We start from the raw sequence: 13,217 nt of genomic DNA on the forward strand, positions 1-13,217 counted from the left end.
TAGAAAATCCCGGTATTTATATCGGGATTTTTTGCTTTATTTCTTTCTGTCATCTCGAGTGTAGTCGGGAAATCTGTCTCGAAAATACATTCGATTTAGAACCCTCCTTTTTGATTTCTCATCCCTTCTTTACATTTTCTTAACTGAATGATAATATAACTATCTTAAAAACAGCATGATTTGAATTTATTTTTGCGGTTCAGATAATAAGTAAACCATGAACTGTAAAAAACTATTTGGCGCAATCCTTATGGCTTCGCTGGTGTTTGCTGCCTGCAAAAAAAATTCAACCGATGATCCGATGGTAGATCCTCCTGTCGAAGCTGTTGTGCCTGAAAAAATCGATAGCTTTAAAGAAACTGCATCTGTTGATTTAGGCGGCGAATTCGCTTCTGAAATTTCTGCTTACGATCCCTCAACCAAAAGATTATTTGTAGCCAGTAATGATGGTGGTGCCAAAGTTGATGTAGTAGACATGAGCAAATACCCAACGGTTACAAAGTTGCAAACCTTAACCTACGCAGCTAACGCGGGCATTAATAGTGTGGCCGTGAATAACGGCTTATTGGCCATTGCCTTAGATGGTGCTGATAAACAGGGGAACGGTGATGTTTTGATACTGAAGACTTCAGATTTATCGGAAGTTAAAAAAATTACAGTAGGTGCCATGCCAGATATGGTAACGTTTAGCCCGGATGGCAACTATATTTTATCTGCTAATGAAGGTGAACCCAATCTGGCCTACACGGTTGATCCAAAAGGAACGATTTCTATCATCAATGTAAAGGATAATTATTCAGTAAAAACAATAGATTTCTCGGCTTTTGAATCGCAAAAGGCGACATTGCTGGCTGGCGGTTTCAGGATATATGGTTACAATGCGAGTTTTACCCAGGACATTGAGCCGGAATATATTACAGTAAGCAGCGATTCTAAGAAGGCTTATATTACGCTTCAGGAAAACAATGGTGTTGCTGAAGTTGATATCTTTGCAGGGAAAATCAACAAAATCACCCCCTTGGGCACCAGGGATTTCAGTATTGAAGAAAATGCCATTGATTTTACGGTAAAAGATGGTAAACCAGAATTTAAAACATGGCCGGTTAAGGGTTTTTACCTGCCCGATGCCATATCTTATTTTACCGCAAACGGTATTGCTTATCTTGCCTTGGCCAATGAAGGCGATACACGCGACTGGTCGAAAGAAACCTCCGAAGAAATAGAGGTGGGCAGTAGTAAACTAATCCTAGACCCTCTTAAATTCCCAAATGCGGCAACACTAAAGTCAAATGAAAATTTGGGTAAACTTATCGTTGCAAAAAATTATGGCGATACGGATGGCGATGGCGATTATGATGAACTGTATTCTTTTAGCACCCGCAGTTTCAGCATTATTAATGCAAATACCGGTCAATTAGTGGCCAATGTAGGCAGAGAACTGGCGCAAAAAGTGTCGGATGCAGGAAAATACGATCCCAAAAGAGCAACTAAAAAAGGGGTTGAGGTTGAAGGGATCACCGTGGCTCAGGTAAATGGACAAACTTTAGCTTTTATTGGTCTTGAACGTGCAGATGCAATAGCGATTTATGATGTAACCAATCCGGTAGCGCCAAAATTTGTTCAGTTATTTTCTACCGGCGATGCGCCAGAAGGTTTACTTTTTGTGAAACCAAAAGATAGCCCGAACGGCAGAAGTTTATTAATTGTTTCAAATGAAGGAGATGGAACCGTTCGGTTCTATCAACCTGATAAAATATAGTCTCTCCATACCTTTATTGATTATGATGTTAATCCCGGTATTTTTATCGGGATTATTTTGTTTTAGGCTAGGGCGTTAACTCCACTAATCATTGTCATTTCGAGCGAAGTACAACGCAGCCGAGAGATCTATCTCGAGGTAGATTTCCCCGCTCCGCTATGCTGCAGTTGAGATGAAGAAGTGGGTGCTTTAGTCTTTGGTCTTTCTGCCTTGGCCTTTACTCTTTTTCCTTTTTTTCTCCCAACAATAAAAACTAAGCCCTATATTGCATCACAAAAAAACTTTAGGGGTGCCTTCAAATAAGTTGGCTGAGAATATACCCTTTTTGAGGTTAAAGGTAGATGGTAAAAAGGTAGAGGTTAATTCCTTCAGCCTTAAAACCCTCCAGCTATCGACCTCGAATGGACCTGATCCGGATCATGCCGGCGTAGGAAATTAGTTTGTCTGCAATAATTGCATAAAATGCCTTCGGCATTTGAAGACTCCTGAAGTTGTACAACAAAAAGAAGTCTTTAGCAATGAATTATATCCAGGTATTAACAATAGCCGGCTCAGATAGTGGGGGTGGCGCAGGCATTCAGGCAGATTTGAAGACCTTTTCGGCCCTGGGCTGTTTTGGTACATCTGTTATTACGGCCGTCACCGCGCAGAATACGTTAGGAGTGTGTTCCGTTCATGGTATTCCTGTCACAATAATTATAGATCAGTTAAAGGCAGTGCTGGATGATATTAAACCCATGGCAATTAAAATCGGCATGATTAATAGGGCAGAAGTAGTTGAGGTAATTGAAACAGAACTTAAAAATTACACTGCGGATGTACCCGTTATTTTAGATCCGGTAATGGTAGCTACCAGTGGCCATAAACTGATAGCACCTGATACTGTTGAGCAGTTAATTGACAAATTGTTCCCGTTGGTAAGCCTGGTTACCCCAAATATTGATGAAGCGGTTATCCTGGCCGGGCAGCCCATTCATAACCTTGAGGATATGGTTGCTGCGGGTAAGAAAATTATTGAAAAAGGGGCAAGAGCTGTTTTGGTTAAAGGAGGACATTTAATAGGAGCCGTAATTTATGATGTCTTTATTTGTGGAAGCGATGCGCCGGTTATACTCGAAAGTACTTTTATTGCTTCTAAAAATCTGCATGGCACCGGTTGCACACTTTCATCAGCCATAGCCGCCGAAATGGCTAAAGGAAAAATGCTGCTGGATGCTATTAAAAATGCGAAAAAATACATCGGCCAGGCCTTACAAGCTGGTAGTGAAGTAAAAACAGGTGAAGGTAACGGACCTTTAAACCATTTTTTCGAACCTTTAAAATTAATTATACAATGAAGTGGAGCGAACAGGCATGGGAAAGAATTGTACCCATCTATAAGAAAATTTTAGCTATGCCTTTTAATAAGGAGCTGAGCAATGGCACCTTACCAAAAGAAAAATTTATTTTCTATTTAGCACAAGACGCTTATTATCTTTTAGAATTTGGGCGGACGCTAAGCACCATTAGTGGGCGTATGCAGAATGCGGATTGGGTAATGGCTTTTGCCAGCTTTTCTACAGGTGCTATTTTTGCCGAGCGTAGTTTGCACGAAAGTTATTTCACCGAATTTGGTTTAGCTAATCATGTGCAACCTACGCCATCTACACTTTTATATACCAGTTATATACTTAGTCAGGCTGCCTATGCCAATGTAGAAATAGCAGTAGCAGCTGTTTTGCCGTGCTTTTGGATTTATAAGGCAGTAGGAGACCATATTCTCGCCCGGCAGAAAGGAGAAGCAAATCCTTACAAAAGGTGGATCGACATGTATGCGGGAGTCGAGTTTGCTGTTGCAGTAGAAAAAGCTATTGATATTGCAGATCAACTGGCGGTACAAGCGAATGCCGCAACCCAACAAAAAATGCTGGAAGCTTTCGAAATGGCAACACGTTTAGAATGGATGTTCTGGAATAGCGCTTATGAATTGGAAAAATGGAAAATTTAATATTTTAACCTGATAAACAGCAAAATATTTTGATAAAAAGTTAAAAACATGTCGGTATTTCCAATAGATTTAAAGAACTTTGCCATTCTATAATTTTAAAGCATCACATTGGAAGAAAGCAAGCAAGAACAGGAAATTTTAATTAAACAAGAAGATAAACCTGCATTAACGCAAAGCTCTCCGAAACAAGTACGTTTAGCCATATCTGCCTTTTACTTTATGCAAGGGGTTTGTTTTGCCAGTTGGGCCAGTAGAATTCCAACTTTTAAAGCTTCTATGGGCCTAAACGACGCAGAATTAGGTTCTATACTTTTTGCATTACCTGCAGGACAGATCCTAACCATGTTTTTTTCTGCAAAACTGACTACGCATTTTGGTAGTAAGAAAATGTTAAGGGCTACAGCACCGCTTTATGCCATTGCATTAACTTTTTTAGCATTAGCCAATACGGGTTGGCAGTTAGCTGCTTTTCTGGTTTTATTTGGCATTACCGGTAACCTGTGCAACATTGCCTTAAATACACAGGGTGTTGCTGGCGAAAACTACTACGGCAAACCTATCATGAGTTCTTTTCATGGCGCCTGGAGCATCGGAAATTTAACCGGTGCATTAATTGCGCTTGGATTGGTAAACTTAAAATTAGGGATGTATACCCATTTTTGGATTATTGCCTTAATATCTTTAACCAATGTGTTATTTAACGCGCAAAAATTACTTAATTACAATAAACCCGATACCGTAGCTGAAAAAACAAAGTTTTTCACCATGCCACAAGGTATCTTGGTATTATTGGGCGTTATTGCATTTTGCAGCATGGCTACCGAGGGCACGATGTTCGATTGGAGTGCTATTTACTTCGAGGATGTGGTGAAATTACCCCATAATAAAGCTATTATCGGTTATGCATCATTCATGTTTATGATGGCTAGCGGAAGGTTTATGGGTGTATATTTAATCGGTAAATTTGGGCGGAAAAATCTCCTGCAGATTAGCGGTGCCATTATATCTATAGGTATGGCGCTTGCCGTAATATTCCCTTATCTAATTACTGCAATTTTTGGTTTTATGCTTATTGGTCTGGGCGTTTCAAGTATTGTACCCATGGTATATAGCATAGCCGGAAACAACAGGAAAGTACCGGCCGGTAAGGCCATTACCATGGTTTCGAGTATTGGTTATTTTGCCTTTTTGTTTGGCCCGCCGTTAATCGGTTATGTTTCGCAACTATCCAGCCTGCGTTATTCTTTTGGGATTATTTCCGTGTTTGGTTTGCTGATTATTTTTTTGGTAGCGAAAATTAAAGAGATCAATTAGGCTTTCTATTTCGTTAAAAAAAATATATTGATTATGTGGGGCGCAAAGCTTGTACAAAACACTACATTTCTTCCCGCTTTTTGCTTGTACGCTTCGCTGCCTCGTACCTCATTGCTGCAGGGTAACACTCCAACCCCCGCCTGCAACGGGCAGGGGGGCTATGTGGCTACTGCAGCATTTCATTTGTCAGGTTGCGGGGCACAGAAACGAAGTTGCTAAACCTGATTGCAATGGAAAGCCCGGAGCGTAGCGGGGACTTGTAATGGAAAGCAGGGCTGCAAACCGCCAGGAACTACCGTACGCTCATTTCCAGGTCTTAAGATACTAGATATGTCCTAATTTATTTCGGTCGGTGAGACACCAACCGATAGGATAAGCAGCTTTTCATTTTGGGGTTTTAGCGTGCAGAAACGAAGTTGCTAAACCTGATTGCAATGGAAAGCCCGCATCCCGATTTTCATCGGGAGAGGACTTGTAATGGAAAGCAGGGCTGCAAACCGCCAGGAACTACCGTACGCTCATTTCCAAGTCTTAAGATACTAGATATGTCCTAATTTATTTCGGTCGGTGAGACACCAACCGATAGGATAAAATTCAGGTTGACGATTACCCGAGTGAGTCTCTACTAAATCTGGTGTGCTACTCTTTCTTTAGCAATCCATGTTCCTTTAAGGCTGCAACGGCAAGCTCGATCAATCTTAAATTTTCTTCCAGGTGCCCATGCTGTACTTCTACATTGATATAGGGAATATTATTTTGCATGGCATAAACCGATAGGGAACCATCATTGGTCGCGAATTTAGATTGAAGAATAACATTCACATTGGCCTTTTTTAAACTGCTGAACAACCTTGGCTCGGTTACATAAATCAGATCATCTCCATCCATCTGAAAGTTGATATACACCGAATCGGCAGTGCTGGCTAAGTCGTAACCTGGCAAATAAGAAGAAATGCCAAAACCGCCATCCGCATTATTATGGAGAGTTAAAAAATAACCCGTAGTTTTTGGGTCGTAAAAATCTACAATTTGCTTTCCTGCGTTCAATATGGCTTTTTCCACTTCGTTAGAGCTGAACTGGTTTTTCTTTAACCTGGTATTAACCCCCACTTCGGTATATATCGCATTTGGGTCTATGCGGTATTGATCGTCCATATAGCTGAAGTAATAATCCCTTACTCCACCATATTGACTGTCGATCAGTTCACCACCGTACCACCGGATATAATCAAAACCAGCCTTAACACCGGTATCTTCATTGTCATGTACCACTAAAAACTTTACGCCATTGGGTTTATAACTGTACTTTACCAGGGTAATATCCAAATTGCAAAGTTTAACGAAGTTCGAGTCGGTACGCATAGCGGCAAAAACAGGCGGATGTTGAGCTTGTACGAAGAGTGTAGAGCAAATTAGGAATAGGCTAAGAAGGGTTTTGAACATAATGCCTAATATACAATGTTGTTTGGTAATTTGTTTGGATGCAGTATAGTAGAATAATTTTCTTGTGAAATGAGGTCGGTTTAATAGTTCTTGTTGGCGCCGACCATGGTATGTCAGGAAATCTTATACGTACTGGATTTAAAAATTCCACAAAAAAAGCCCCGATTTGGGATCGGGGCTAATTGATTGTTAATTTGGAGGGATATTAATGTCCGTGATCTAAATCGTATTCATTTACATCTTTATGGTCATAAGGTTCAACCATTAATTCATCAATGGTTTTTCCTTTTTTATTGAAACCAAAGCGCTCTAACATTCTATCGAATATTAAGTACACTACCGGTACCACAATTAAAGTTAAGAACAGTGAACTGGTTAATCCGCCTACAATAACCCATGCCAAACCGTTTTTCCATTCGGCACCGGCACCGCTTGCCAGGGCAATTGGAAGCATACCGAATACCATGGCGATGGTTGTCATCAAGATTGGACGTAAACGTGCGTGGTTGGCCAATACAAGTGCTTCTTTGGTTTCTTTGCCTTCTGCTTTCAGGTGATTGGTAAAATCGACCAGGATAATCGCATTTTTCGCTACCAGACCCATTAGCATAATCAATCCTAAAATGGTGAAGATACCTATTGAGTTATTGGTTAAAGCCAGGGCTAATAATGCTCCGATTACCGCTAATGGAAGTGAAAACATCACCACCAGAGGATAAATAAAACTATCGTAAAGGGCAACCATAATGAGGTAAACTAAAATAATCGAAGCCAATAATGCGATACCTAAGGTACCAAAACCTTCGCTCTGGTTTTCCTGGTCACCTGCCCAGCTATAACTTACACCAACCGGCGCTTTAAGTTTACCATTTTTTTGCATTTCTTCCAGTTTTGCCTGGAACTCTGCAACCACCGTTCCTGTTGGTCTACCGATTGATTGCGCCTTAACCGATACCGAAGTGGATTTATTTAAACGCTCCAGCTGACTTGGACCTGAACCTTCCGTAATGGTTGCAAACTGTGATAATTTGATCTGTTTGCCATCATTATTTACAAAAATAAGGTTACGTACATCATCAATGTTCTGGCGGTTAAAGTTTTGATATTGGATGTTAATATCGTACTCGTATTCCCCTTTACGGTATTTACCATCGGTATTACCCGCAAATGCAGTTTGCATGGTAGAACCTACAGTTTGTAAGGTTAAGCCTACTGCCGACATCTTATCGCGATCTACCTGAACGTTAATTTCGGGCGTTCCCTTTTCTACGGATAATTTAATCTCTGTTGCGCCCGGAATAGATGCAAGCACTTTTTGTGCGCCTTCTGCATATTTCAAGGCACTGTCCAGATCAGATCCCATTACCACCAACTGGATCGGTGCATTTTCTGCAATACCCAGGATACTGATCGGAACGGTTTTTACTTTGGCTCCCACCAGTTCTTTGGCCAGTGCACGGCTCATTTTGGTAGCAAAAATATCAGAAGAGACGCCTTTACGCTGATCGCGTTCAACCAGTTTAACATTAATTTCAGATTTATAGGCTGTAGCCTGTGTACCACCGAAATCACCGGTCGATTGTCCGACAGTAGTAATCAACTGCGTAATTTCTGGCTGTTTATCCAGAAAAGCCTCTGCTTTTTGAGTGAGGAAGTTGGTTTGCTCTAAAGAAGCATCTTTTGGCAATTCTAACTGCACCAGGAACTCACCTTTATCTGATTTAGGGAAGAATTCAGAACCAATAAAACCACCTGCCAACAAACCGCATGAACTGAAGAACATAACTACTACGATAATCAGTGTTAAAGCTTTGTGATTCAACGACCAGGTTAAGATACTGGTAATCCACAAGGTGAATTTTTTAAGTTGTTTTTCAAACCACAGGATAAAACGGCCAAACAGATTTTTACCTTCAATACGTTCCAATTTACCGAAACGGGAGAAAATAAGTGGTACAATGGTAAATGAAGCCAGCAATGAAAGTAAGGTTGCAATAATTACCACAATACAGAACTGGCGTAAGATATTCGATACCAGACCGGTACTTACGGCAATCGGGAAGAATACCACCACAATTACGAAAGTAATGGATACTACCGTAAAACCAATTTCCCTTGTTGCATCAGATGCGGCCCTCACTTTGTTTTTACCCATCTCCATGTGTCGCTGTATATTTTCCAATACCACAATCGCATCATCCACCAGGATACCTACCACGAGTGATAGCCCGAGCAGCGACATTAAGTTTAAAGTAAAGCCGAATAGGCTAATACCGATAAAGGTAGCGATCAGCGAAACCGGAATCGATACCATTACAATTAACGCATTACGTAAACTGTGCAGGAAAAAAAGCATAACAAATGCCACTAAAATAACCGCGAGGATTAAATCATGGATAACCGCATCAGCAGATTCTAAGGTAAAGATCGAACTATCGTTTACAATTCTGATGTCTAATTTATTGGCTGCGTACTCTGTTTTAAGTTTGGCAATAATGGCATGTACACCTTTACTTACCTCTACAGCATTCGCGTCACTTTGTTTAATGATCTGGATGGCGATAGATGCTTTACGATCAATACGGGCCAGTTTCTCCGTTTCTTTCTGCGAATCCTGAACATCGGCCACATCACCTAAGCGGATCTGGGCACCATCCTTACCTGTGGTTAAAACCAGGTTTCTCAATTCCTCAATACTTCTGTATTTACCCGATAAACGGATCAATACGTCCTGGTTCTGCGTTTTAACACTTCCGGTAGGGAAATCCAGATTCGAAGAAAGAATCATTTGTTGGACCTGGGGAACTGCAAGGCCATAACCCTGTAGTTTATTGGCATCAAGCGAAACCTGGATTTCACGTTCAGAACCACCTACCAGGTTTACCTGTGCAATACCGTTTACCCTCGAAATTACCGGGGCAATACGTTTGTCGATTAAATCGTAAAAGCTTACGTCGTCCATATTGGCAGAGGCCGACATGGTAATTACCGGTAAATCGTCAAGCGAGAATTTACTCAATGATGGTGTTTTTACATCTTCGGGTAGCTCAGCCAGAATGGCGTTTACCTTACGTTGCGCATCATTTAACGAGATATCGATATTAGCGGCATCAGTTAGTGTAATGGTTACGGTTGATAAACTCTCAAACGAAACTGAGTTGATTTTTTTGATGTTTTCCATCGATGATACCGCATCCTCAATCTTTTTGGTCACGGTATTTTCAACCTCATTTGGCGAAGCGCCAGGGTAGATGGTTGAAATAGATACTACGTTGTTGGAGAATTTCGGAAGTAATTCATAACCCAACGAAAAGTAACTTAGTAACCCCAGCAAGGTAAGTGCGGTAAATACCACAATAACCAGCGAAGGCCTTTTTATAGATATATCTGTTATCTTCATTTTAATTCGTATTGCGTTTTGCGATTGGCGTATCGCGTTTTTAAAAGCTGAAAATTCCGCTAACTTACTTTACGATACTAACCGGAGTACCGTCAGTTAAGTTAATTTGTCCACTGGTAATCACAGTCTCACCTTCTTTTAAGCCGTCCAGAATTTCAACGTTATCGCCTAAAATGCGGCCAGCTACCACATTACGGGTTTTAGCCGTGTTGTTGGCTTTATCCAATACAAAAACCTGGTTACTGCTCACACTGCCCACAAATGATGTGCGTGGAATAAGGATGCTTGGGGCCTGTTTAGGGAATTTAAATACTGCAGTGCCATACATACCGGCTTTTAAGGTGTTTTTATGGCTGTTTTCCACTTCAATTTCAACCGGGAAGTTTAAAGTTGCATCAGCTTTAGCCGCGATGAAGGTTACCTTTCCTGAGAAACTATCTGTTGGGAAAACCGAAGATCTGATCTCGATCCGATCACCTATTTTAAGGTTCGCTACCTGCGATTCGTTCACATTAACTTTCAGCTTTAATTTGGAAACATCAACCAGTTCGAATAACTGTGTACCCTGAGCAGTTACAAAAGCACCAACTTCGATGTATCTTTTGTTTACAATGCCGTTAATTGGCGATTTAATATTTGCGTCGCTTAACCTTCTTTGTGAAGCCTGTAAACGCAATTTCGCATTTTTTGTGGCTAATTTAGCCTGATCTAACTGTTGTTGGGTAACGCCACCGGTTTGGAATGAGCTTTGATATCTGGCTTCATCTCTTTTTGCATTTTCGTAAGTAGCTTCAGCAGTTTCCCTATCAGTATTGATGATTTCGGCATCTATGCGGGCCAAAACCTGTCCCTTGCTTACCCTGTCGCCTTCGTCTACATAAATAGCCTTAACCCGCCCTGCGTTTTCCGATAAAAAGTTAAGTTCCTGTTTGGGAATAAAATTTCCGTTTGCACTGAAATCTAAATCCACAGCTTTTTTCTCTACTTCAGCAACACGAACGGCAACTGCACCGCCACCTTTAGCAATGAAAGCAGTTTTCTCTTCGTTCTTCTTTTTATTGTTGCTTAAAACATAAGCTATTGCACCAAGGGCAACAACAACTACGATGATTATGGTAATTACTCTTTTCATTTCTATTGTACTAGCGATTTAATATTTCCGTTCGATTTGATTAATTGTATTTCGGCTATTTTATAATTTAGTAAAGCCTGTGTATAACTGTTTTGTGCCGAGGTAAGTGCATTTTCGGTATCCAAAAGATCGGTTAATGAAGCTAAGCCGTTATTATAATTATTTTGGGTACTTCTGTAAATCTCTTGCGCTAAATCGGCATTTTTACGTTGCGATTTGATGGTATTTAAGTTGTTTCGCAATTGTATTTTCGCATTTTCGTAAGCCAGGTTTAAGGCATTATTGGTTTCTCTTCTGCTCTCCTGAGCCTTTTTAATGTCTACATCGGCCTGGCGGATTTTAGACCGGGTTAAAAAACCGTTAAAAATCGGTACTCTTAACGTCAAGCCAATTGCCGACGAACCGAAACCGATAGCTGAAGCATTCGAATTAAGGAAATCGAAACTATTGCTCTGGCTCGAATAGGTATAGTTGCCCGTTAAAGATAAGCTAGGATAGTATTCGGCCACATAGGCTTTGCGCTGTAAGGATAAAAGTTTATCCTGATTATTTAAAAGTTTAACTTCAGTTCTGTTTGCCAGATCGATAGAATCTGTAAACATAGGTAATGTAGTTACTTCCGTTAATTCGGTAGGAGGCAGGCTGATCGGGGTTGCAACCGCCATGCCCATCGAAAATTTTAACTGGTTTTCCAATTGGGTAATCGCATTGATCACTTGCTCACGTTGTGTGTTCAGGTTGGTCAGGTTTACACTGATCCGGTCTACATCGATTTTTCTGGCCAAACCATTTTTATACTGGGTACCCACAATTTTTTCGACTATCTTAACATTTTTGATGTTGGTATCGATTACGTTAAGCTGTTGCCTGTTTACCAAAACCTGATAATAATTGTTAGCCACCAGTTCGATAATCTGTTCTTCCGTTAATTGCGAGGTAAGCGCATAATATTCTTCGCTTGATCGTGCAGCCTGCAGCCCGGTAAAAACCTGTTGGTTAAATAACTGCTGCGAAAGCTGAACACCTGCAGTCGAATTCCAGTTTTGACCTAATTTAAACGATTGTGTTGCACCACCAATATTAGCCACCAGCTGACCAATAATTGGGTTGTACGTTAAACCCACGTTTCCGGTAATTTGTGGTAAAGCTTGTGCCCTAACTTCTTGTACCTTATATTTTCCACCTTCAATATCTAATTTGGCATTGCGTACTTTAGTATTGTTTTGGAGCGCAAAGGTGAGCGCATCTTTTAAGGTAATTTGCTGCTGTGCAATTGCCAGCTGCGGTAAAACCGAGCCGGTAATAACAATGAGCATTAATCTTACCATTTTTATTCTAAGCATAATGTACTGTTTTTTGTTTTTGGGTTCTTCTCTGTTTATTCAGCCTGTTAAGTTGAGGCTAGTGGTTTATGCCAACGTTAAGCGCTTAGTCTGCACACCTTAAACCTCTTACGAATATGGTAGTCAGGTTTTTTTGCTTTAACGTCATTTTATTTAGTGATTTTTTATCGGGGAAAAGATCTTTGCCTGTTTCCATAATACACATGGTAGAAAGGCCCATTAAACTTTCCAGATACAATTCCGCAACATGTGCAGTATCTTCATACTCAATTTCCCCTTTTGCTTTGGCCTGACTAAAAATCTCTGCGAAAAAATCTTTTTCCGATTCTTTTAGCGTACGTAGTTTGCCTTTAATCACTTCATCGTTCAGTAAATCCGGAATGCCTTCGGTAATGCGAAGCATATAATATTTCTGGAAGAAGGTATTCCGTACATCAACGATGTTAAAAAGAATCTCCTGCACTGGTAAATCAGGATTGTGTTTCTTTTTGATCAGTTCAAAGAAATCGTTAAATACTCTTTCTATTACTCCTAAAATCAAATGTTTTTTATCGGGGAAATAATAATAAAGAGATGGTTTGGATACGGATAAATCTTCGGCAATATCATTCATCGTGGTTTTGCCAATACCAAAATGGATAAAGCGTTTTATCGCACCATCAATAATTTGCTCTCTCTTTTTATCGGCTACAATCATTTTACTTTTCTACTTTCTGACTTTTTTAATATTTTAGTCAAAAATAGTGCTAAAAAATCATATGTCAGAAAATTTGGTTTCAAACCGTATTAAGCTTACAATCTTATGACATAATTTTGCCTGTTGAGATGTTTATATATCT

The 13,217-nt window shown here is 40.3% G+C and carries 9 protein-coding genes; 4 read left to right on the forward strand and 5 right to left on the reverse strand.

Going from position 1 to position 13,217, the window contains the following annotated elements:
* The first annotated feature begins 217 nt into the window (after positions 1–217).
* From ACK1I8_RS21105 to ACK1I8_RS21120, 4 genes are all read left to right on the forward strand, one after another.
* The gene (locus ACK1I8_RS21105; RefSeq protein ID WP_412467225.1) at positions 218–1,759 is read left to right on the forward strand and encodes a choice-of-anchor I family protein; all 1,542 of its coding nucleotides are present in this window, start codon (positions 218–220) and stop codon (positions 1,757–1,759) included.
* A gap of 518 nt (positions 1,760–2,277) precedes the next feature.
* Positions 2,278–3,096 (forward strand): bifunctional hydroxymethylpyrimidine kinase/phosphomethylpyrimidine kinase, encoded by an 819-nt coding sequence (thiD, locus tag ACK1I8_RS21110; RefSeq protein ID WP_412467226.1) that lies wholly within the window; start codon positions 2,278–2,280, stop codon positions 3,094–3,096.
* The gene (locus tag ACK1I8_RS21115) at positions 3,093–3,746 is read left to right on the forward strand and encodes a TenA family protein (protein WP_412467227.1); all 654 of its coding nucleotides are present in this window, start codon (positions 3,093–3,095) and stop codon (positions 3,744–3,746) included. The genes thiD and ACK1I8_RS21115 overlap by 4 nt, the downstream gene beginning before the upstream one ends.
* A 108-nt stretch (positions 3,747–3,854) precedes the next feature.
* Positions 3,855–5,060 carry an MFS transporter gene (locus ACK1I8_RS21120; protein ID WP_412467228.1) on the forward strand — a complete coding sequence of 402 codons (1,206 nt, stop codon included), beginning with the start codon at positions 3,855–3,857 and terminating at the stop codon, positions 5,058–5,060.
* A 639-nt stretch (positions 5,061–5,699) separates the two neighbouring features.
* Here the strand turns inward: ACK1I8_RS21120 and ACK1I8_RS21125 are convergent.
* The 5 genes from ACK1I8_RS21125 to ACK1I8_RS21145 all read right to left on the reverse strand — a co-directional run bounded on the left by ACK1I8_RS21125 (position 5,700) and on the right by ACK1I8_RS21145 (position 13,075).
* Positions 5,700–6,386, reverse strand: coding sequence for a hypothetical protein (locus ACK1I8_RS21125; RefSeq protein WP_412467229.1), 687 nt, complete (start codon positions 6,384–6,386; stop codon positions 5,700–5,702).
* Between the two features lie 322 nt (positions 6,387–6,708).
* Positions 6,709–9,903 carry an efflux RND transporter permease subunit gene (locus ACK1I8_RS21130; protein WP_412467230.1) on the reverse strand — a complete coding sequence of 1,065 codons (3,195 nt, stop codon included), beginning with the start codon at positions 9,901–9,903 and terminating at the stop codon, positions 6,709–6,711.
* A gap of 64 nt (positions 9,904–9,967) precedes the next feature.
* Positions 9,968–11,035, reverse strand: coding sequence for an efflux RND transporter periplasmic adaptor subunit (locus ACK1I8_RS21135; protein ID WP_412467231.1), 1,068 nt, complete (start codon positions 11,033–11,035; stop codon positions 9,968–9,970).
* Positions 11,036–11,037: 2 nt separating this feature from the next.
* Complete coding sequence (locus tag ACK1I8_RS21140; protein WP_412467232.1) at positions 11,038–12,378, reverse strand: TolC family protein; 1,341 nt, start codon at positions 12,376–12,378, stop codon at positions 11,038–11,040.
* Between the two features lie 85 nt (positions 12,379–12,463).
* The gene (locus ACK1I8_RS21145) at positions 12,464–13,075 is read right to left on the reverse strand and encodes a TetR/AcrR family transcriptional regulator (protein ID WP_412467233.1); all 612 of its coding nucleotides are present in this window, start codon (positions 13,073–13,075) and stop codon (positions 12,464–12,466) included.
* Positions 13,076–13,217 lie beyond the last annotated feature (142 nt).

This window comes from Pedobacter sp. KLB.chiD, from assembly GCF_047040275.1.
Classification (GTDB): Bacteria; Bacteroidota; Bacteroidia; order Sphingobacteriales; family Sphingobacteriaceae; genus Pedobacter.

Coding starts and splice junctions, on each gene's coding strand:
- ACK1I8_RS21105 (WP_412467225.1), top strand. CDS start 218: ATGAACTGTAAAAAACTATTTGGCGCAATCCTTATGGCTTCGCTGGTG.
- ACK1I8_RS21145 (WP_412467233.1), bottom strand. CDS start 13,075: ATGATTGTAGCCGATAAAAAGAGAGAGCAAATTATTGATGGTGCGATA.
- thiD (WP_412467226.1), top strand. CDS start 2,278: ATGAATTATATCCAGGTATTAACAATAGCCGGCTCAGATAGTGGGGGT.
- ACK1I8_RS21135 (WP_412467231.1), bottom strand. CDS start 11,035: ATGAAAAGAGTAATTACCATAATCATCGTAGTTGTTGTTGCCCTTGGT.
- ACK1I8_RS21115 (WP_412467227.1), top strand. CDS start 3,093: ATGAAGTGGAGCGAACAGGCATGGGAAAGAATTGTACCCATCTATAAG.
- ACK1I8_RS21130 (WP_412467230.1), bottom strand. CDS start 9,903: ATGAAGATAACAGATATATCTATAAAAAGGCCTTCGCTGGTTATTGTG.
- ACK1I8_RS21140 (WP_412467232.1), bottom strand. CDS start 12,378: ATGCTTAGAATAAAAATGGTAAGATTAATGCTCATTGTTATTACCGGC.